The organism is Chitinophaga costaii (assembly GCF_900094705.1).
GTDB lineage: Bacteria > Bacteroidota > Bacteroidia > Chitinophagales > Chitinophagaceae > Chitinophaga > Chitinophaga costaii.
In genome coordinates this window covers 26,893-46,298 of sequence record NZ_FMAR01000002.1, presented here as the reverse complement: position 1 = coordinate 46,298, position 19,406 = coordinate 26,893, and the positions used below count along the sequence as shown (strand labels likewise).

Below are 19,406 nucleotides of genomic sequence, written 5' to 3'. Positions count from 1 at the left end.
AATCCTAATTTCTTACCAGTCCCCGAAATTGTATGAATAAGATTGCTCTAATGTCATGTGTCCTGACCTTTCTGTATGTAAGCACTTTTGCGCAGGTAAGTATTGGTTTTAAGGGTGGATATACTTTTTCTGATTTGAAAATTAATAATACAGCAGATGGTAAAAGCCCCCATAGTGGTGGTCTTACGGCATGGCATGGGGAAATGATGTTAAATATTCCTTTAGGAGTTCCACACATTTACCTACAGCCGGATATTACTTATTTACGCAAGGGTGCCACGTTTATTGGACCAAAGGAAATGAATAGTGTAGCCATTGGTGAGGGGCAAAAGCTTGTCCTGGACTATGTGGAGATACCCGTTAATTTTGTTTACAAAGTGCCGGTTTCTTTTGGGCAACTGGCTTTTGGGGTAGGTCCTTACGTAGCCCACGGCATATATGGCCGTTACGGCTATACACTCAACGATGGTAATAAAAATACGGGGTACACCAAAAAGGTACACTTTAGTGATCGTTATGGCAGCGACGATGCCGCCGTAAACCTACGTCCCTGGGACTTTGGGCTAAATGGTATGATCAATGTGGAATTTAATAGTTGTATTGTGTTGGGCGCTAACTATAGCCTGGGGCTTACCGATATTAACCGTTCTTATTTTGGAACGGTAAAAAACCGTTATGTCGGAATAAGTGTGGGATTCTTTTTTAACCGGGAAGATTATTGACCAGCGGATTTCCAACAAAAATTTGGACTAAATGAAAGCGGGTGTATCTGTTATAGACGTACCCGCTTTTATAGGAAGGAATAAATTAATAATTAGGAAATAGCTGCTACCACATTACGCACTACTATAGATTTACCCAGGGTGTAATAGTGCAATACTGGCACGCCAAATTTCTTCAATTCCTTAGACTGATTAATCAGCCACTCAGTGCCTATCTGTTCGGCATCCTTATCTGATTTGGCTTTCATCATTTCGCTGGCCAGTTCGGTAGGGATGTCTACATTAAAAATGGGGGGCAGCAGGTTTAGTTGTTTCTTGCTGGTAAGCGGCTTCAGGCCTGGGATAATAGGGATGTTGATACCCGCTTCTCGGCAGCGTTTCACGAAATCAAAATATTTTTGATTATCAAAAAACATTTGGGTAACCACGTATTCCGCGCCTGCATCCACTTTTTTCTTTAAATAAGCCAGGTCAGATTGCAAGTTAGGGGCTTCTGCATGTTTCTCAGGGTAGCCCGCTACGCCAATGCAAAATTTGGTCTTTACTCCGCCTTGCAAGTCTTTTTCGAGGTATATGCCATTATTCATGTTAGCCACCTGTTCCAAAAGATCAATTGCATACCGGTGTCCTCCTGGCTCTGCTTCAAAAAAACTTTCATTTTTAGGGGCATCGCCGCGCAACACCAGCACATTGTCCACTCCCAGATAAGCTAAGTCAATAAGCGCATTTTCCGTTTCCTCGCGGGTAAAGCCACCACAGATAAGGTGGGGAACTGCGTCTATTTTATAATGGTTCATGAGGGCCGCACAAATTCCCACGGTGCCGGGGCGCTTGCGGATCTCCACCTTTTCAAAAGAACCGTCCGGGCGCTTCTTAAACATATGCTCGCTGCGGTGATAAGTCACATTTACATAAGGTGGCTTAAACTCCATCAGCGGATCAAGGTGTTCGTATGTAGATTCAATGCTCTTACCTTTCAGCGGCGGTAATATCTCAAAAGAAACCAGTGTTTGCCGGGATTGAGCGGCATTGGCAATATGTTCAGTAATTTTCATGATGCATGTATAAGGGGACGTTTATATGAAACGCGAACAAAAATAGTATATCTCTACCTTTTTTCAAGCTAAACCCGTTCGCCCATAAATTTACAAGGGGTTAAAGCCCCTAGCCACAGGGGGTTATAGGCCGAAAGTCCCTTCCGGCGCGGACTTACCAGGCTAACTTTCAACTTATTTCTTATTTTTGCTGAGTTTGAACATATGGGACTTAAAATTCATACAGATCAATTGGTTAAAATATACGGTGCCCGCACCGTGGTGAACCACGTATCCGTAGAGGTGGAGCAAGGTGAGATCGTTGGTTTGTTAGGGCCTAATGGCGCTGGCAAAACCACCACATTTTACATGGTGGTGGGACTTATAAAGCCCGATGAGGGCAATGTGTACCTGGATACGCTGAATATTACCAAACTGCCCATGTACAAACGGGCCCAGATGGGAATCGGCTATTTACCTCAGGAGGCTTCCGTATTCCGTAAACTTAGTGTGGAAGATAATATTGCGGCCGTACTGGAAATGACCCAATTGAAAAAAAACGAACAAAAGGAGAAATTGGAAAGCCTGCTGGAAGAGTTTCACCTTACCCATGTTCGCAAAAGCCCTGGCGATGTGCTGAGCGGGGGGGAACGCCGCCGTACGGAGATCGCCCGGGCACTGGCCGTAGATCCGAAGTTCATTTTGCTGGATGAACCCTTCGCGGGCATTGACCCCATTGCGGTGGAAGATATCCAAGCCATCGTAGCTAAGCTGAAATACAAGAACATCGGTATTCTGATCACCGATCATAATGTGCAGGAAACACTTTCCATCACCGATCGCGCTTACCTGCTTTTCGAAGGTAAAATCCTGAAATCCGGCACTGCCGAGGAACTGGCGGGCGATGAACAGGTAAGAAAAGTGTATCTTGGCCACAACTTTGTGCTGCATCGTAAGAACTATCTTGACGAAGCCGCCAGACAGCAATAAAGACATTTCAATCTATCACTTGTATCCTTTATGAGAATATTAAGTCCTGCCTTGTCACAACTTGCAAGATTGCGGATGGGACGCATAGAGTATTTTATGCAGTACCCGTTGCAAGTACAGCAGCAGGTATTTCAAAATCTTATCAGCGCCGCCCAATACACCGAATTCGGTAAGCATTATGGTTTCTCCAATATTTATAAAATAGAGGAATACAAGCAGCGCGTTCCTATCCACACCTATGATACCATTAAACCTTACATCCAGCGTGTGATGGAAGGTCAGCAAAACATTTTGTGGAATACCCCGATCAAGTGGTTTGCCAAGTCCAGCGGCACCACGGCCGATAAGAGCAAATTTATTCCAGTAACCGTGGAAAGCCTTGATGAATGCCACTACCGGGCCGGTAGGGATGTGCTTTCCCTGTTTTATAATAATTTCCCCGAATCCGACGTGCTCACCGGCAAGTCGCTTGTGATCGGAGGCAGCCACCAGGTAAACAAACTTTCCTCCAGCAGCGATTCTTATTATGGCGACCTGAGCGCCGTGATGCTACAGAACATGCCCTTTTACGGCAATATGATCCGCACACCAGACCTGTCTATCGCCTTGATGGACGAATGGGAGGAGAAGATAGAACGCATGGCCAATGCCGTGATTCATGAAAATGTAACTTCCATCGCCGGCGTTCCTACCTGGACGCTGGTATTGATCAAACGTATCTTTGAACTCACCGGCACAGACAACCTAGCCGACGTGTGGCCCAACATAGAATTGTACATGCACGGGGGGGTGAGTTTTAAACCTTACCGGGAGCAGTTTAAAAGGGTGATCCGCAAACCTGGTATGTATTATCAGGAAACGTACAATGCCTCAGAAGGCTTTTTTGCCGCCCAAGACCTGATTGGTGAAGAGGGCCTGCTATTATTCCTGAACCATGGCATTTTTTACGAGTTCATGCCCATGGAAGAATATGGCCTACCGGAACCCCGCACCTTGCAATTGAACGAGGTAGAAACCGGTAAAAATTATGCCCTTATTATTAGTACCAATGGCGGCTTGTGGCGCTACCTGGTAGGCGATACCATCCAGTTTGTTTCGCTCTCTCCTTACCGCATTAAAGTAAGCGGGCGCACCAAATCTTTCATCAACGCTTTCGGGGAAGAACTGATTGTAGACAATTCAGACCAGGCTATTGCCGCTGCCAGCGAAGCTACCGGCGCTGTCGTGAACGATTATACGGCAGCGCCCGTGTATTTTTCCGAAGGCAAAAATGGAGGCCACGAATGGTTGATAGAATTCGCCAATCCGCCCGATAGCCTGGATCATTTCCTTGAAGTACTAGACAACACACTGAAGCAACATAATTCCGACTACGAAGCGAAGCGTTATAAAAACATAGCTTTATCTGCACCGCTAGTACATGTCATGAAAGAAGGCACCTTTACCGAATGGCTGAAGAGCAAAGGCAAACTAGGTGGCCAACACAAAGTGCCAAGACTGAATAATGAACGAAATTTTGTAGAAGAAATACTTACATTTTCACAGCAACAATAGCTCCGGGAGCGGGTGGCTATAACCTATAACTACACGAATTATTATGAAATTATTGGAGAACAAAGTAGCAATTGTAACGGGCGCCAGCCGGGGTATCGGAGAAGGCATTGTCTTGAAATTCGCGGAGCATGGCGCCCACGTGGCGTTCACCTATGTAAGCTCCGATGAAAAGGCTAAGGCCCTGGAACAAAAGCTGCAAGCATTTGGTGTTAAAGCGAAGGCTTATAAATCAAATGCAGGTATTTACGCTGAATGCGAAACGCTGGTCACGGAAGTACTCAAAGATTTTAACGCCATTGATATCTGCGTGAACAACGCCGGTATTTCTAAAGATAATTTGCTGCTGCGCATGAGTCCTGAACAGTGGGACGAAGTAATGGACATTAACTTGAAAAGCGTTTTCAATATGACCAAACAGGTAATCCGTCCTATGATGAAAGCCCGCAGTGGGGTTATCATTAACATGAGTTCCATTATCGGCATCCAGGGCAATGCAGGTCAGAGCAGCTACGCCGCTTCTAAGGCCGGCATCATTGGTTTCACTAAGTCCGTAGCAAAAGAGCTGGGCAGCCGCAATATCCGTTGCAACGCCATTGCCCCCGGATTCGTAGAAACCGATATGACCCACTACCTCAAAGATGGTGAAGGCCAGAGTAGCTACATGGAGAAAATTCCCTTGGGACGCTTCGGTACGGCTGAAGATATTGCAAACAGTTGCCTGTTCCTGGCCAGCAACATGGGCGCCTACCTCACCGGGCAGGTACTGAGTGTGTGTGGGGGACTTAACATCTAGTGTTAAAACAGACTATCATAAAAAAGGGTGTACCGTTTTGCACGATACACCCTTTGTATTTTCTTTTATTAATTCCTTATTCCGGTTTCACCCATTTCTTGCCAGGAATAGCTACCCGCACCGTTTCTATGCATTTACGGTCTTGCAGGGTTACATAAATCGTTTGGCCATCGCGTCCCCCAAAAACCAGGTTGCTGCATTGCTTACCCCGCAATTGGATGGTGTTGAATAATTTACCTGTGGGAGAAAGTACTACAATCTCTCCATTGCCCCAGCGACATATATACAGGTTGCCATTTTTATCGCACTTCATACCGTCCATACCGCCGTCGGTGAATTGGTAGAAGAGCGTTTTATGATACAAGTTGCCTTTTTTGTCTACCTCAAACTTCCAGACTTTACGTTGTATGCTTTCATTTACATACAGTGTCTTTTCATCGGGGCTTAATTCTATCCCGTTGGTAGTACCCATATCCTTGGCCACCAGGGTGGCTTCCCCCTTTTCTATGCGCCAGATCTGGCCGGTATTATCTTTCCAATTGGGATCGGAGGCAAAGAAGATATCATTTTTCATGAAGCACAGATCATTGGGTTGATTAAATTCGTCGTTGTGCAAGTACACACTAACCTTTTTGGTGCGCATGTCTACGGTAAGCACGTTGTGGCCCACAAAATCCGGGAGATACATGAGGCCCTTGCTGTCGAAGTGAATGCCGTTGGCAATACTACTGTCGGGCAGGGTGAGAAATACTTTACCCTTGCCATCTTTCGGGTTGATCTTGCCTATGGTGCCATCTTTTTCAAAGTTTACCACGTAAAAATTACCTGATTTGTCGAAGTTCGGCCCTTCAATATTTTTGCTGAACATATTTTCTGCCGTCAGGTCGTGGGCCTGGTTAAAGTCGTCCGTAAGCTTTTGCGAACGCGCCGCGCCCACACAAAGCAAGGCGGCAAGCAGCAATGGTGATACCTTTTTCATAGTTTCTCGTTGCGTTTTTTACAGCCATCAAAATAAGCAAAATGGTGATACTTTTGCAGCCCAGGCGGCCTGGGCGCAATATTAAATAGTTCATATGATTCATGTTTCCGATATACACGATCTTGAAAAGCTCACAATTCACAAGGTAGGCAACGCTTCCAAGGAAGAATCCCTCGTATTTTCCCAAAGCCCCCTGGCACTGGAAGACGAGACCATCAGTAACCTGCTGCTTAGTTATTTTATTCAGCCGTTTACCAACAACGCAGAATTTTTTCGCTTCACTCACGAGGCAGACCTGAATTTAAATGAGGTGTATCAATACTGCCGCCGCATTTTTGAAGACCGGGAAACCTTCCAGGAGCAATCGGTGAACATTGCCAAACACTTGTATAAGCATAGTACCCACCCCAAAATAAAAGGTGGAGAGTTATACATTGTTCATTTCAGCAAATGCCAGGTAGACGGGGAGGAGGTAGAAGCCGTGGGCATCTTTAAGTCTGAAAATCGCGATACCTACCTTAAAGTATATCTCCAGGACGAAAATTACCAGGTAAACCATGACGATGGTATCAATATATCCAAATTGGATAAGGGCTGCCTGGTATTTAACATCGAAGCGGAAGAGGGTTTTAAGGTGAGCGTGGTAGATAGCATCAGCAAACAAAATGAAGCCGTGTACTGGAAAGACGCCTTCCTGCAAGTGCAGCGCCGGGCCGACAGCTATCACCAGACGGAAAATATGGTGAATATGTGCAAGCAGTTTATCCATAATAAACTACCTACCGAGTTTGAACTGAACCGCATGGACCAGGCAGATTTGCTGAACAAATCTGCGGCCTATTTCAAAGAGAAAGATCATTTCCAGATAGAGGAATTTGCGGAAGAGGTACTGGGCCATCCCGAGGCCATTGAATCTTTTAAATCTTACCGCGATCATTTTGAAAGGGAAAACCAGGAGGCTTTTCCCGATAATTTCGACATTTCTAACGCAGCGGTGAAGAAACAAAGCAAAGTGTTCAAATCAGTCATTAAACTTGATAAAAATTTTCACATTTACATTCACGGCAACCGGGAAATGGTAGAGCGGGGATTCGATGACCAAATGAATATGCACTACTACAAATTATTCTTCGATAGCGAGGCCTGATACCGCAAAATAATCAACAAAGCCCGGAACTTCGTACCTACGAAATCTCCGGGCTTTGTTATAGATTAGAGGGAAGGCTATTTCTTAACTACAGCGCCCCCACTTAATTTTAGCTCATTGATCAGGTTTTTGGCGCCGCCGAGTTTATCAATGCACCACAGCACATAGCGTACATCCACACAGATGGTGCGGTTGTACACCGGATCAAACTGGATCTTATGGCTGAGCGCCTCATAATTGCCATCGAAGGCCAGCCCGATCAGCTCTCCATTACCATTCAATACGGGAGAACCGGAATTGCCGCCGGTAATATCGTTGGTGGTAATAAAACATACCACCATATCATTGTGCTCCGCGTCTTTGTAAGGGCCGAAATCCTTCTTTTTATACAGGTCTATTAAGTCGGATGGTAAATCAAATTCATAATCGCCCGGCACATATTTTTCCATCACGCCCGCCATGGTGCAGGCATAGTCATAGTGCACGGCATCGCGTGGACTGTAAGCCTTTACGTTGCCGTATGTAACACGCATCGTGGATGTGGCATCGGGATAACGTTGTTTGTTCGGTTCCATTTCCATCACACCTTTTAAGTAGGCGCGGCCCAGGTCCTGATTACGGGAAGTAAACAGGGCAAAAATGGGTTGGTACTTACTGTAATAATTTTTAAGGAAAGCATCTGCATAGGCAAAGGCCGGATCTTGTTGCAGGGTTACAGCGTCGGGATGGGCAACGAAATCATTCCACTTTTTATCGTTCAGGATAAAAGTATTGTTCATAAGAGCGGCGGCCCATATACGCCAGGTATTGTTGTCATTGAGATCACCGAATTTGCTGCGTATGTTTTCGAAGAAACCAATGGGCTGCTGATCCTTGGGGATATCCGTGTAAAACAGGTGGGCGGTAGCCGCAATTATTTCCTGATCGCTGGGGCGGTCTTCACTTTCCAGTAAAGTTTTGCGAGCCTCCCCAACGGTGACGAGGGCTTTGGGCAGTGCGTCTGCCGGCGCACCAGTTGTAGTAAGGGCGCGTTCAAGCAACATCAGGTTGGCCGCAAATGCCGCCAGGGGCGAACCTAGGATACCTTCCCCTATGTACACGCGCTGCTTCACGTAGGGCTTCCATTCATCGTATGCCTTGGCGTAATCGGAAAATATATGGGCATATGCTGGTTTGTCCTGCGCCCATTGATTAAAGGCAGCCTCCTGTTTTTTCTTCTGGCTTTCCACATTGTATTTCAGCAGTTGCTTGCTTTCGCCGTCATAAAATTTCCAATAGTTGGCAACGCCGGCATAGTAGGAAGCTAGTTTTAAACGTACAGCCGGGTCTTTTTTCATCTGCGCTAACATCGCCTTCAGGCGCACATCGCGCAGGTTTACAATGGCAGGATTTTCGGTGGTGGTTTTCAGGTTCACGCCGAATGATGTTTCATAGCGATTGGTTCCTCAGGGAAATCCGAAGATCATGGCATAATCGCCTTCCTTAACACCCTTGGTAGATACCGGGAGGAAGTATTTTGGTTTCATGGGGATGTTGTCGGCACTATAGTCGGCGGGTTTGCCATTTTTATCGGTGTATACGCGGAACACGGAAAAGTCGCCAGTGTGGCGGGGCCATTCCCAGTTGTCCGTATCGCCGCCAAACTTACCGATGCTTTCTGCCGGAACGCCTACCAGCCGGATGTCTTTAAAACGTTCATACACGAATAACAGAAATTGGTTGCCCTTAAACTGTGGGCTTACCAGCGCTTCATAACCGGTGCCTTCTGTAGCCTTGGTAACCAATTCGGAGGCTTTTTTTTGCTGGGCATCCGTGCGTTGTGCACCACTCAGGTCCTTGAGAACCTCGTTCATTTGCGCCGTTACATCTTCCACGCGAACTAGGAACTGAATGGATAAATTTTTGGAAGGGATTTCCTGTTGTTTGCTCTGTGCATAAAAACCATCTTTAAGGTAATTATGCTCCATGGTGCTGGCCGCCGCCACAGCGCTATAACCGCAATGGTGATTGGTGAAGATGAGGCCTTCATTGCTCACGATCTCTCCGGTGCAGCCACCGCCGAAGATGATCACGGCGTCTTTAATGGAAGCTTTGTTAATGCTATATAATTGTTCCTTGGTGAGTTTCAGCCCACGTTTCACCATATCGTTGTAGGTTTGTTGTTCTAAAAGGTAGGGCAGCCACATACCTTCATCTGCGCGGACAATCTGTGCAGCCAGCAGGAGGAGTAATAGGGATAAAATTTTCTTCATGATGGGGATTTTTTATGGAGGCAAACTACTTTTTTTCGTGGATATCTCGTTGGTAGCAAGGGCAAGTAATGTAAATTGAAGAAATAATAGCAGGCGCAGCTTTTTGGAATGCCATTTGCCTATAAACGCGCGGGTAACACTAATTTCAACGAATAAAAATTTATTATATACGTACGTGATTCAATTACTGCTTAATACTATGAAGAAGAGTTTATTATTAGTCCTCTCAGTGCTATTATTTGCCTGTCAGGAAAACAAAGCCCAGCAAGAGCAAAAGGAAAAGGCGAAAGAAAATGTGGAAAAAGCAGGACAAAACCTGAAATCAGCTGCCCAGAACACTGGCGATTATCTTGCCATGCAAAAAGACAGTGTGAAGGCCGCTTTACAGGAGCAGCTGGATAAGGTTGATAAAAAAATGGGAGACCTGAAAGAAGATGGTGCTGCAAAAACCGCCGATACTAAACAAAAACTACAGCACTGGCATGATGTCCTTTCCCGTAAAATAGACGATGTGCAACAGAGTAGCGGCGACAAATGGGAGGAAACTAAAACAGGAGCAAATTTGTTGTTAACTAAAAGTAACCGGGCCTGGGACCGCATTAAACAGGGCATCCGGGAAACATTTTCCGACCAGGACAGTACAAAAAAGGATAAATAAAAGAACTGCTGTTCCTGTAGGTGATTTTTGTAATTTTACTTTTACAGAAACACACTGAAATTGCTGAAATCGTATTATCAGAAAGGAGTTATAGAAGCTGGCTGCGATGAAGCCGGCAGGGGTTGCCTGGCAGGGCCGGTGTTTGCGGCGGCAGTTATTTTGCCTCCCCGGTTTAAACACCCCCTGCTCAACGATTCCAAACAAATGAAACCTGCACACCGGGAAGAAGTAAGACAAGTTATTGAAGCCAAAGCCATTTGTTACGCAGTAGCCAGTGTTGATAATGAGGAGATAGATCGAATCAATATTCTGAAAGCATCTTTTAAAGCCATGCACCTGGCCCTGGATAAGTTACAGCAACAGCCGGCTCTCGTATTGGTAGATGGCAACCGTTTTACTCCGTACCGGAATGTGCCGCACGCCTGCATTATACGGGGAGATGGTCTATATACCGCTATCGCCGCCGCATCGGTCCTGGCCAAAACTTACCGCGATGCTTACATGCAGGCCCTGCACCTGGAACACCCACAGTTCGGATGGCACGAAAATAAGGGGTATGGTACCCTGGTACATCGAAATGCCCTCCGGGAACACGGTGAAACCCGCTACCACCGCAAGTCGTTCCGTTTGAACTACGACCAGCCAGAACTTGATTTTGAAATAAACGATACCGGAATGTAAGCCTTTAACGGCCCAAACAGCAACGGTTACCATGAAAAGATATCTAGTTGTTAATATTGTCGTTAGAAAGAGATTATGTTAAAACAAACCCAGCAACAAAAATTATTACAAAAGTTGTCACCCCAACAGATTCAGCTAATGAAACTGTTGCAGGTACCGACTGTCAACCTGGAAGAGCGCATAAAGGAGGAGCTGGAAGAAAATCCAGCTCTGGAGTATGGTGAGGACGAACAGCATGAAGATGAATTTAAAGACGCGCCTGAAGAATTTGAAGAAAATGGCGAAGAAGAGTTTGAACCAGATGGCAGCGAAAATGAATACGACAACATCGACATCTCTGAGTATGTAAGCGATGGCGACGACGACATCGCCGATTACAAACTGCGCAATGATAATTATCCCGAACAGGATGAAAACAAAACGATCCCGGTAAAGGTAGAAACCTCTTTTCATGAGCATTTGCTGGAGCAGTTGGGCATGCTGGAACTGGAAGAGCGGCAGTCTGCCATTGCCGAGCAGATCATCGGTAGCATTGATGACGACGGCTATCTGCGCCGCGAAATCAGCGCCATCGTAGACGACCTTTCCTTTTCGCAAAATATCGATACCGACGAAGACGAGATCCGCATATTGATCAAAAAAATCCAGGAATTTGATCCTGCAGGCGTGTGTTGCGCAGATCTGAAAGAGTGCTTGCTGCTACAGTTACATCGTAAAAACCAGGACGATCCCGGCGTGATCACCGCCATTTCCATCCTGGGCAATTATTTCGACGAATTTACCAAAAAACACTACGAGAAAATACAGAAATCGCTGAACCTGAATGATGAAGACCTCAAAGAATCCATCAGTCAGATTATACGCCTAAATCCCAAGCCTGGCGGCAATTATTCAAACATGAATAAGGCCGAAAGTTATGTGCTGCCAGACTTCTTCATCTTCAACAATAGTGGCAAACTAGAGCTTACCCTGAACTCTAAAAACGCACCAGACCTGCGCATTTCAGAAGGTTACCGGGAAATGCTGAAAGAGTACGATCGCGGCGACAAAAAAGATCGGCGCCAAAAAGAGGCAGTGCTGTTCATCAAACAAAAAATAGATGCAGCCAAATGGTTTATCGATGCCATTAAACAGCGCCAGCACACCCTGCTCTCCACCATGGAAGCTATCATGAACTATCAGCACGATTTCTTCATTACCGGCGACGAAACCTCCATGCGCCCAATGATCCTGAAAGATATCGCCGACATTACCTCCCTCGATATTTCCACCGTGAGCCGCGTGGCCAATAGTAAATATGTACAAACAGAGTTCGGCACCTTCCGCCTCAAATTCTTCTTCTCGGAATCTTTGTCTACCGACAGCGGAGAGGAAGTATCTACCCGCGAGGTAAAAAAGATTCTTTCAGACCTCATTGCCGGTGAGCATAAACGTAAGCCGCTGAGTGATGAAAACTTAACAAAAATGCTGCAGGATAAAGGCTATAACATTGCCCGCCGCACAGTAGCCAAATACCGCGAGCAGTTGAACATCCCGGTGGCCCGCCTGCGTAAAGAGCTGTAGGCCAAAGCCCGGAGAGATCGTATCTTCGCGGCCTCATCACCAACTAAATTTTTATGACGGACCATAACAGTTTTGCGCAGGGCCAGCCAACGGTATACACCTCGGCGCCTTCTTTTCCACCAGCCACCAGGGCCTTTGCGCAAGCCGTTTCTTACGTATTCCATCCGCTCTTCATTCCCACCGCGGTGACTATTTTGCTGGTATGGTCCATGCCGGAATATTTTGCCACTTTCCGCAACCTTAGCAAACATTTTGATTACGATATCTTTTACTTCCGCGTGGTGAGCATCAGTTTACTATTCCCGCTACTGGTGGTGCTGCTGAGTAAGGCGCTGGGATTTTTACCCAGTATACATTTGCGCTCACAGCAAGACCGGATTATTCCTTACCTGAGCACCATGATTTTTTATTTCTGGGCGTTCTATACTTTTAAACGGGAAGGGCAGGCTGCACCATTCTTCAATGTGTTTTTCCTGGGCATTTTCATCGCCATTATCCTGGCTTTTTTAGCCAATATTTTCGTGAAGATCAGTATGCATACCGTAGGCTGGGGGGGCGTGATCGGCTTTTTGCTCACACTCATGTGGGGGCTACAGGTGAATGTAACGCTACCATTGCTGATTACCTTTTTGATAACGGGCCTGGTGTGTACCTGCCGGATGATATTGAATGCTCACTCCCCTTTTGAGGTGTACTTAGGAATAGCAGTAGGTATTTTATCGCAGGTAATGGCTTATGGAATTATTGGGTAAACAAACAGGGTTAACAAAACTGGTGTAAAATCCGGTTGATGGGTGTAGCGCACGAAAAGCGAGGTCTTTTCCTTGCAAGAAGAAAGGCCATAATGGTGTAGTGCCTAAAATAAATGTAGAAACCGGGGTTACGAATGGAGAAAGGCCGCTTCGTTATATCTTCTTTCACTTTTTTCTCCAGCACTATACAAAACTCAGGGTTTTCCGGGTTGTTATCAAGCGTATAAATACCTGTTTTTTGCAATTCAGTAGAACTACTGCCCGGGTAGCTTCCAAAAGGTATATTTCATATCTGGTTAATTTTCAGTTTGTTAATCATACATAAAATATTTTTTAAAACTTTTTACCCTCTACGCACATCCCTTGCGTATTAACCCTGCATCTTTGTAATGTTATCAGCGGGGAAACGCGGCAACGGGAAAACATCCTACTAGTTATTTTAGTAAAATTGCTAATTATTTTAGGATAAATCAAAATTGCTACCTACCTTAGCGTACCATTGAATTTATAATTACTAAACTTACTTACAATGTCTACAGCCAATGCAGAAAAATTAAAGGCCCTCCGCCTTACCATGGATAAAATCGAAAAAGATTTTGGTAAGGGGTCTGTAATGATGATGGGAGAAAGAGGTGCCGAGCCAATGGAGTTTATTTCCACCGGTTCATTGGGCCTGGACATAGCACTCGGTATCGGCGGTTTACCTAAAGGAAGAATCGTAGAAATATATGGCCCTGAGTCTTCAGGTAAGACTACCCTGGCTATCCATACGATCGCAGAAGCGCAGAAGAAAGGGGGTATTTGCGCCATTATCGATGCGGAACATGCATTTGACAGTTCTTATGCCCAGCGTCTGGGCGTAGATGTAGATTCGCTCCTGATCTCCCAGCCCGACCACGGTGAGCAAGCCCTTGAAATAGCCGATCGACTGATCCTGTCTGGTGCGGTAGACGTAGTGGTAATAGACTCCGTAGCCGCCCTGGTGCCCAAAGGTGAGTTGGAAGGTGAAATGGGAGAAAGCAAAATGGGCCTCCAAGCACGTTTGATGTCGCAGGCGCTGCGTAAGCTCACGGCCACAATCTCTAAAACTAATTGCTGCTGCATTTTCATTAACCAGCTTCGTGAAAAGATCGGCGTAATGTTCGGCAACCCCGAAACAACGACCGGTGGTAACGCCCTTAAATTCTACGCATCGGTACGCCTCGATATTCGTCGCATGACCCAGATTAAAGATGGTGACGAAGCCGTGGGTAACCGGGTTAAAGTGAAAGTGGTGAAAAATAAAGTAGCTCCTCCCTTCCGCCAGGCAGAGTTTGATATTATCTTCGGTCATGGCATTTCAAAAAATGGCGAGATCATTGACATGGGTGTTGAGTTTGGTATTGTGCAGAAAAGCGGTAGCTGGTTCAGCTATGACAGCAACAAACTGGGTCAGGGTCGCGATGCTGTAAAACAGTTATTGGGAGACAATCCAGGACTTGCTGCAGAAATCGAAGCCAAAATCAAAGCCAAGCGCCTGGAAATGCAGGCTGCTGCCGAAGCCTAAATGCTTTCTATGCCGAGGGCGGCATCAACAATTGCTTTGCTTGACCACCCCCGGTAAATTTTCATTAAAATTTGCCTGTGTAAATGTTGCCTGTGTGAATGTTAATTATTCGCAGATGAGAAGTGTGTGCGTGCAATTTTTATCAGGGCTTTTGAATCTACATCCAAAAGCAACAATATGTGCATCTAATTAGGCCAAACAATATATGGTACGGGCCTTAAATAAGGCACCTCATGCCCACCTATTACCGCAGGCAATAATTGATATTGGTGAGAAACAAATAAAAACTTTACCAACTAATTGCGCGAGGCAATAATTGATGTTGGTGATAAAGTCAAATCTTGTACATCTGATTGCACCATATAATAATTGATGCTGGTCATTGACTTTGTCTGGTTATTAACAGGAAAACGAATATGCCGTTGGTCTGAAATCCTGAACTATGGCAGTTTCAGATATATTTCGCTTATTAATGTAAGCATTGGGTTAGTTAGTAATTTAATCATCCCTGCCTGTTTTCAGGTGGGGAGTTTTTTTTCCGGGTAAGGCTGTATATTATGCGGCTCTACCTGGATAAAGTATCTTTATTTTACCATTTACTAAATGTTTTTTATGTTAGCAGATATCTTGGCCCCATTGTTCCGCAGAGATCTGGAGCGCCTGAAAAATGAATTGCTCCAATATCAGGATGAGCACAATATATGGCGCATTGACAAAAATATTCTTAACTCCGCAGGCAATTTATGCCTTCACCTTGTAGGCAACCTTAACAACTATATTGGCAGTGTACTCGGTAAGAGCGGCTATATCCGCCATCGGGAACTGGAATTCTCCCTAAAAAATATTCCCCGTACTACGCTGCTTTCAAGTATTGATGATGCCATTGTTGTTATTGATCGGACATTGCCTAACATTCCGGAGAATACCTGGAAGGAAAATTTCCCCGGTACGTTAAACGGGGAGGCTGTGAGTATAGCCTACTTCCTAATACACCTAACCACACACCTAAGTTATCATCTGGGGCAGGTAAATTATCACCGCCGCCTGCTGGATGAAACGGAGGTGCTGAATGCATAATGAAGGCTGCACAAGGGCAGTTTTTACAGGAGGCAATTATTTAAGGAAGGGAAGGAATGATAAGTATGTAGCAACACTTTGTAACGGCACCGTGAGCAGTTGCAAAAGTTGCAGAGCAACGTTCTGTAATTCACAGGAAGGTTGCTTGGTTAGCATTGCATTTCAGTAATTATTGGCTTAAAAGAATTTGCGCTGTAGTACCTGATATTGGACCGGATCTTCCAGGCAAGGCCCGAATCCACATTCCAGGAAGGCGATCACAAAGCCGGATACGCTGAAATAACCAGCAGCCAGCAAGCAGTCGGGATGGTATTTACCATGCCCCTTGGCACATAACAGGAAACGTTGGCCGTATCATCCAATTATTTATCGGCAAATAATAAAAGTGCTATACTTGTAATAGCTGCCAATAAAATGAATAAGCTCCAGGTATAAAGATGGATCCCTCCTATTGGATCACCATACCAGGGAGTACCGCTTCCTGGTACAATGTGTAAAAGAATCTGTCGCCTGACTATACCCGCGCCTACGAGGCCACTTAATATGGAAATGGCTTAATGCTTAGATTTTATCCCATTACGTAAGTTCAACATTAGTCCGAAAGCAACACCCATCACACATTTACGCTGTAACAGGTAGAGCGGGCAAGGAAATTCATGCCACGCAAATTGCACCACATAGGCCCTCACAAGATAAAACATAGGCTCAGCACACCAATCAGGTTTATCAGGATAATGGTTCGTTTGTCCATGTACAGTCTTAATTAAAATTGCAATGCCAAGTGAGTGGTTATATGATAGTTCTACGGCCAAATAATCAACAGGAGCCCCACCGGGAAGCATAATATGGCAGGTTTGCGCCAGCCTTTGAAGCCCGCCCATATGGCAACTTAATATAAATAATGGTGCTATAATCATAGCAAACCGTTTAAACTAAGGATAGAAAATTTGTGATAGATGATAGACAGGGCATGTAAGCCCTTGTTGCACGCAGGGGGGAATGGGATTTATTGCATGGGGATGGGCTGGTGGTATTTCGCTACTTTATTGAACAGTTCATCGTAGCGGAATTCATTGTTAAAAATGCGGGCATACCTTGCCAGCGCATACAGGATGGGACGGGTGGCTTCATCTAGCTGGCCTTTTTTAACCATGTCTTCCCATTTGGCAGTATTGCCATATGTATGTTTGAAAAGAGAACAAAGTTCATTATGCAATTTCACCTGAACATGCCGGGGAAGAAGCTCTGGTAGCATGTTGTAGCCGAAAGCTGTTTGAAGCAGTTGTCGTGCAGCTTTATCCGGTTCGCTTACGTAAAAGTAGCTGAACCAGTTAATGAGCGCATTGACCATAATTGCCGCAAATAATAACAGGCAATAAATATTATTCGCCATTAAAAGGCACATGCCTATCACAGGCATAGTAATGCGGGAATAAGCTGCCCAAACGCTTTTTTCGCTGAGTAGCATAGGAATGTCCTTTCCGGTTCCTGTCTGATAATAGCTGCCCTGAGGCAACAAAGGAACGCCGGCAATGGTGAAGAATTTGGTCTTAATCGCCTGGTCGCAAAAACGGTATAGAGTACCCGAAAAGTGCGCACCAAAGAAAGCGGCCATATTATTTCATGGGTTTGGTTAGCTTGGCTAGGTATAGGAATGCTAATTTAAATATAATATCCTATTATTCAAATAAATTATAATATATTAAGAAAATATAATGTTTTTTTAAGCTGAATATAGACTTGAAAGCGGCAGAATGGATAGCGCGTTCAGATATAGGTATTAATAAACAATTAGTTAGATAGGATAGCGTAGGCAGTTAAATTTTCTAATAGCCCCCTACACGGTTTTGCAATAAGTTGTTAAAAAAAAGGCGCTTCCGGAAGGAAACGCCTGGTAGAAATAGGGTATCAGAAATATGTTAATCTTCTTTTTTAGGCTGTTGTTGCCCTTGTCTTGGCCGGTGTCTTGGCCCACGGTTTCTGCCGCTACCTCCGCCTTGTCCCTGTTGGAGTGCAGCTTGGCCACCTTCAGGATTTGCACCGCTAGCGGGTTGCTGCGGTCTTTCTCCCCTTGGCTTTTGATCTACACGGTCACCCTTGGGGGCACGTTCCTGCTGCGAACGTTCGTTGCGGGGGTGATTATTGCCCCGGCCATCGCCTCTTTCTGAACGTGGGCTATTGCGGCCGTCGCGATGTTGCCCACGTGGCTCACGGCCTTCACGTGGTTCGCGACCTTCCCGTTGTTCGCCACGGGGTTCCCTGTTTTCATTGTTAGGCTTATCCCCACGCTGGCGTTGCTTTTGTTCGCGATTGGCTTCGCCACTACGTTGCTCACGGCCTTCCCGGTTACCACTGCCACTGGACTGTTGCCCACCTTTTTGTGATTGCTGGCGCTGTTTATCGCGGTCTTTCTGTTTGCGTTTCTGAGAATTTTTCTCCAGGGAGCGAAGGCTGATCTGGCCCACCACGTCCACAAACCCAAGGTCTGCTTCTTTGGGCGTTTTACCGCTGACTATTTCTACCGGTTTTAGTTCGTCTGGTTTCTGGCCCTGTTTGTTCATCAGGCGAATTTCCTTAACGCGGCTAATGGTAAGTGGGTACAATTTATTACTATTAGAATAGGAGTACCACATCAAGTTTTTGAAGATGTCACGCTTCTGCAAAGTAGCCGGGCCGCTGGCCGTTTCAATGATGTCGGCATCTTCCGGAAAATCTTTGAGGGCGTCGAGATAGGTATCCAATTCGTAATTCAGGCAGCATTTCAGGCGGCCGCATTGGCCACTGAGCTTAGCCTGGTTAATTGATAAGTTTTGGTAACGGGCGGCGGTCGTGTTCACGCTCTTGAAGTCGGTGAGCCAGGTGGAGCAGCAAAGTTCGCGGCCGCAACTGCCTATGCCGCCTACTTTACCGGCTTCCTGCCGGGCGCCGATCTGGCGCATTTCCACTTTTACCTTGAATTCAGAAGCGAAGATTTTGATCAGTTCACGAAAGTCTACGCGATCATCTGCAGTATAGAAGAAGGTGGCTTTGCGGCCATCGGCCTGCATTTCCACTTCTGTAAGTTTCATTTCCAAACCCAGGGTGCGGGCCAGGGCACGGGATCGCACCAAGGCTTCTTTTTCCCTGCGTTTGTTATCCTCCATCCGGTTCATATCCTCTGTAGACGACCGGCGCAATACCTTTTTTACTTCAGGGGTATCTTCTGCGCGACGCTTTTTCATTTGCAGTTTTACCAATTCCCCGGTAAGACTTACCATGCCTACATCGAAACCGCTGACGCCTTCTACCGTTACCATTTCGCCTTTATCCAATAATTGCCTGGTAACGTTGCGGTAGAAATCTTTGCGGCTACCGTTGTTGAAACTTACTTCTATAATGTCAAATGGTGCTAAACTATCACTCAGTGGAATATCGGCTAACCAGTCAAACACGTTTAGCCTGTTACATCCTCCCGTGCTACAACCTCCATTGCTCTTGCATCCTGTAGGTTTTCCATCTCCACCCGTACCACATCCGGCACAAGCCATATGAGTCAATTTTAAAATTTAACAAATATTAAAAATCCAGTCTAAACCCTCAATTTATGGTATTCCGGGCAGAACACCAAAAGGCGGGACAGGGACAGGACAAAGATAAGGGAATATAAATGGATGCCTGT

Annotated in this window: 16 protein-coding genes and 1 pseudogene; 11 read left to right on the top strand and 6 right to left on the bottom strand. The window is 45.6% G+C overall.

Annotated features, from left to right (window positions below; translation table 11 throughout):
- Positions 1-50: 50 nt before the first annotated feature.
- The gene (locus GA0116948_RS03320) at positions 51-722 is read left to right on the top strand and encodes a porin family protein (protein WP_165798389.1); all 672 of its coding nucleotides are present in this window, start codon (positions 51-53) and stop codon (positions 720-722) included.
- Between the two features lie 92 nt (positions 723-814).
- On the opposite strand, the gene metF is transcribed toward GA0116948_RS03320, so the two are convergent.
- On the bottom strand, positions 815-1,777 hold the full coding sequence (gene metF, locus GA0116948_RS03315; protein WP_089709033.1) for a methylenetetrahydrofolate reductase [NAD(P)H]: 963 nt from the start codon (positions 1,775-1,777) through the stop codon (positions 815-817).
- Between the two features lie 231 nt (positions 1,778-2,008).
- Between metF and lptB the strand changes: the two genes are divergently transcribed.
- Genes lptB through fabG form a run of 3 tightly spaced genes read left to right on the top strand, consistent with a single transcriptional unit; the run spans position 2,009 to position 5,093 of the window.
- Positions 2,009-2,746: an LPS export ABC transporter ATP-binding protein gene (lptB, locus tag GA0116948_RS03310; RefSeq protein WP_240619170.1), complete on the top strand. Its 738-nt coding sequence runs from the start codon at positions 2,009-2,011 to the stop codon at positions 2,744-2,746.
- 30 nt (positions 2,747-2,776) lie between these two features.
- Entirely contained in the window at positions 2,777-4,300 is a 1,524-nt protein-coding gene (locus tag GA0116948_RS03305; RefSeq protein WP_089709027.1) for a GH3 auxin-responsive promoter family protein, read from the top strand.
- 43 nt (positions 4,301-4,343) lie between these two features.
- Positions 4,344-5,093 (top strand): 3-oxoacyl-[acyl-carrier-protein] reductase, encoded by a 750-nt coding sequence (gene fabG, locus GA0116948_RS03300; RefSeq protein ID WP_089709025.1) that lies wholly within the window; start codon positions 4,344-4,346, stop codon positions 5,091-5,093.
- 76 nt (positions 5,094-5,169) lie between these two features.
- On the opposite strand, the gene GA0116948_RS03295 is transcribed toward fabG, so the two are convergent.
- Entirely contained in the window at positions 5,170-6,072 is a 903-nt protein-coding gene (locus GA0116948_RS03295; protein ID WP_089709023.1) for an SMP-30/gluconolactonase/LRE family protein, read from the bottom strand.
- A 94-nt stretch (positions 6,073-6,166) separates the two neighbouring features.
- Here GA0116948_RS03295 and GA0116948_RS03290 point away from each other — a divergent pair, with 94 nt between their 5' ends.
- Positions 6,167-7,219 (top strand): nucleoid-associated protein, encoded by a 1,053-nt coding sequence (locus tag GA0116948_RS03290; RefSeq protein WP_089709021.1) that lies wholly within the window; start codon positions 6,167-6,169, stop codon positions 7,217-7,219.
- Positions 7,220-7,296: 77 nt separating this feature from the next.
- On the opposite strand, the pseudogene GA0116948_RS03285 reads toward GA0116948_RS03290, so the two are convergent.
- Positions 7,297-9,405: pseudogene (locus GA0116948_RS03285) on the bottom strand (S46 family peptidase).
- Between the two features lie 265 nt (positions 9,406-9,670).
- On the opposite strand from GA0116948_RS03285, the gene GA0116948_RS03280 reads away from it, so the two are divergent.
- From GA0116948_RS03280 to GA0116948_RS03255, 6 genes are all read left to right on the top strand, one after another.
- Complete coding sequence (locus GA0116948_RS03280; protein WP_123891741.1) at positions 9,671-10,129, top strand: hypothetical protein; 459 nt, start codon at positions 9,671-9,673, stop codon at positions 10,127-10,129.
- A 60-nt stretch (positions 10,130-10,189) separates the two neighbouring features.
- Entirely contained in the window at positions 10,190-10,810 is a 621-nt protein-coding gene (locus GA0116948_RS03275; protein ID WP_089709016.1) for a ribonuclease HII, read from the top strand.
- A gap of 75 nt (positions 10,811-10,885) precedes the next feature.
- Entirely contained in the window at positions 10,886-12,373 is a 1,488-nt protein-coding gene (rpoN, locus tag GA0116948_RS03270; protein ID WP_089709014.1) for an RNA polymerase factor sigma-54, read from the top strand.
- 53 nt (positions 12,374-12,426) lie between these two features.
- Positions 12,427-13,125, top strand: coding sequence for a hypothetical protein (locus tag GA0116948_RS03265; protein ID WP_089709012.1), 699 nt, complete (start codon positions 12,427-12,429; stop codon positions 13,123-13,125).
- A gap of 529 nt (positions 13,126-13,654) precedes the next feature.
- Entirely contained in the window at positions 13,655-14,671 is a 1,017-nt protein-coding gene (gene recA, locus GA0116948_RS03260; protein WP_089709011.1) for a recombinase RecA, read from the top strand.
- A gap of 612 nt (positions 14,672-15,283) precedes the next feature.
- Positions 15,284-15,748 (top strand): DUF1572 family protein, encoded by a 465-nt coding sequence (locus tag GA0116948_RS03255; protein WP_089709542.1) that lies wholly within the window; start codon positions 15,284-15,286, stop codon positions 15,746-15,748.
- A 554-nt stretch (positions 15,749-16,302) separates the two neighbouring features.
- On the opposite strand, the gene GA0116948_RS03250 is transcribed toward GA0116948_RS03255, so the two are convergent.
- The 3 genes from GA0116948_RS03250 to ricT form a co-directional block, all read right to left on the bottom strand.
- Entirely contained in the window at positions 16,303-16,665 is a 363-nt protein-coding gene (locus tag GA0116948_RS03250) for a hypothetical protein (protein WP_123891740.1), read from the bottom strand.
- Between the two features lie 89 nt (positions 16,666-16,754).
- A complete protein-coding gene (locus GA0116948_RS03245; protein ID WP_089709007.1) occupies positions 16,755-17,363 on the bottom strand; it encodes a hypothetical protein in 609 nt (202 codons plus the stop codon).
- A 304-nt stretch (positions 17,364-17,667) separates the two neighbouring features.
- A complete protein-coding gene (gene ricT / locus GA0116948_RS03240) occupies positions 17,668-19,179 on the bottom strand; it encodes a PSP1 domain-containing protein (RefSeq protein ID WP_240619169.1) in 1,512 nt (503 codons plus the stop codon).
- Between the last annotated feature and the right edge of the window lie 227 nt (positions 19,180-19,406).

What these genes read in the sequence shown, in the direction of transcription:
- GA0116948_RS03250 (WP_123891740.1), bottom strand. Translation starts at nt 16,665, where the DNA reads ATGATTATAGCACCATTATTTATATTAAGTTGCCATATGGGCGGGCTT.
- recA (WP_089709011.1), top strand. Translation starts at nt 13,655, where the DNA reads ATGTCTACAGCCAATGCAGAAAAATTAAAGGCCCTCCGCCTTACCATG.
- GA0116948_RS03295 (WP_089709023.1), bottom strand. Translation starts at nt 6,072, where the DNA reads ATGAAAAAGGTATCACCATTGCTGCTTGCCGCCTTGCTTTGTGTGGGC.
- metF (WP_089709033.1), bottom strand. Translation starts at nt 1,777, where the DNA reads ATGAAAATTACTGAACATATTGCCAATGCCGCTCAATCCCGGCAAACA.
- GA0116948_RS03255 (WP_089709542.1), top strand. Translation starts at nt 15,284, where the DNA reads ATGTTAGCAGATATCTTGGCCCCATTGTTCCGCAGAGATCTGGAGCGC.
- rpoN (WP_089709014.1), top strand. Translation starts at nt 10,886, where the DNA reads ATGTTAAAACAAACCCAGCAACAAAAATTATTACAAAAGTTGTCACCC.
- GA0116948_RS03245 (WP_089709007.1), bottom strand. Translation starts at nt 17,363, where the DNA reads ATGGCCGCTTTCTTTGGTGCGCACTTTTCGGGTACTCTATACCGTTTT.
- GA0116948_RS03265 (WP_089709012.1), top strand. Translation starts at nt 12,427, where the DNA reads ATGACGGACCATAACAGTTTTGCGCAGGGCCAGCCAACGGTATACACC.
- fabG (WP_089709025.1), top strand. Translation starts at nt 4,344, where the DNA reads ATGAAATTATTGGAGAACAAAGTAGCAATTGTAACGGGCGCCAGCCGG.
- GA0116948_RS03305 (WP_089709027.1), top strand. Translation starts at nt 2,777, where the DNA reads ATGAGAATATTAAGTCCTGCCTTGTCACAACTTGCAAGATTGCGGATG.
- GA0116948_RS03320 (WP_165798389.1), top strand. Translation starts at nt 51, where the DNA reads ATGTCATGTGTCCTGACCTTTCTGTATGTAAGCACTTTTGCGCAGGTA.
- GA0116948_RS03290 (WP_089709021.1), top strand. Translation starts at nt 6,167, where the DNA reads ATGATTCATGTTTCCGATATACACGATCTTGAAAAGCTCACAATTCAC.
- GA0116948_RS03280 (WP_123891741.1), top strand. Translation starts at nt 9,671, where the DNA reads ATGAAGAAGAGTTTATTATTAGTCCTCTCAGTGCTATTATTTGCCTGT.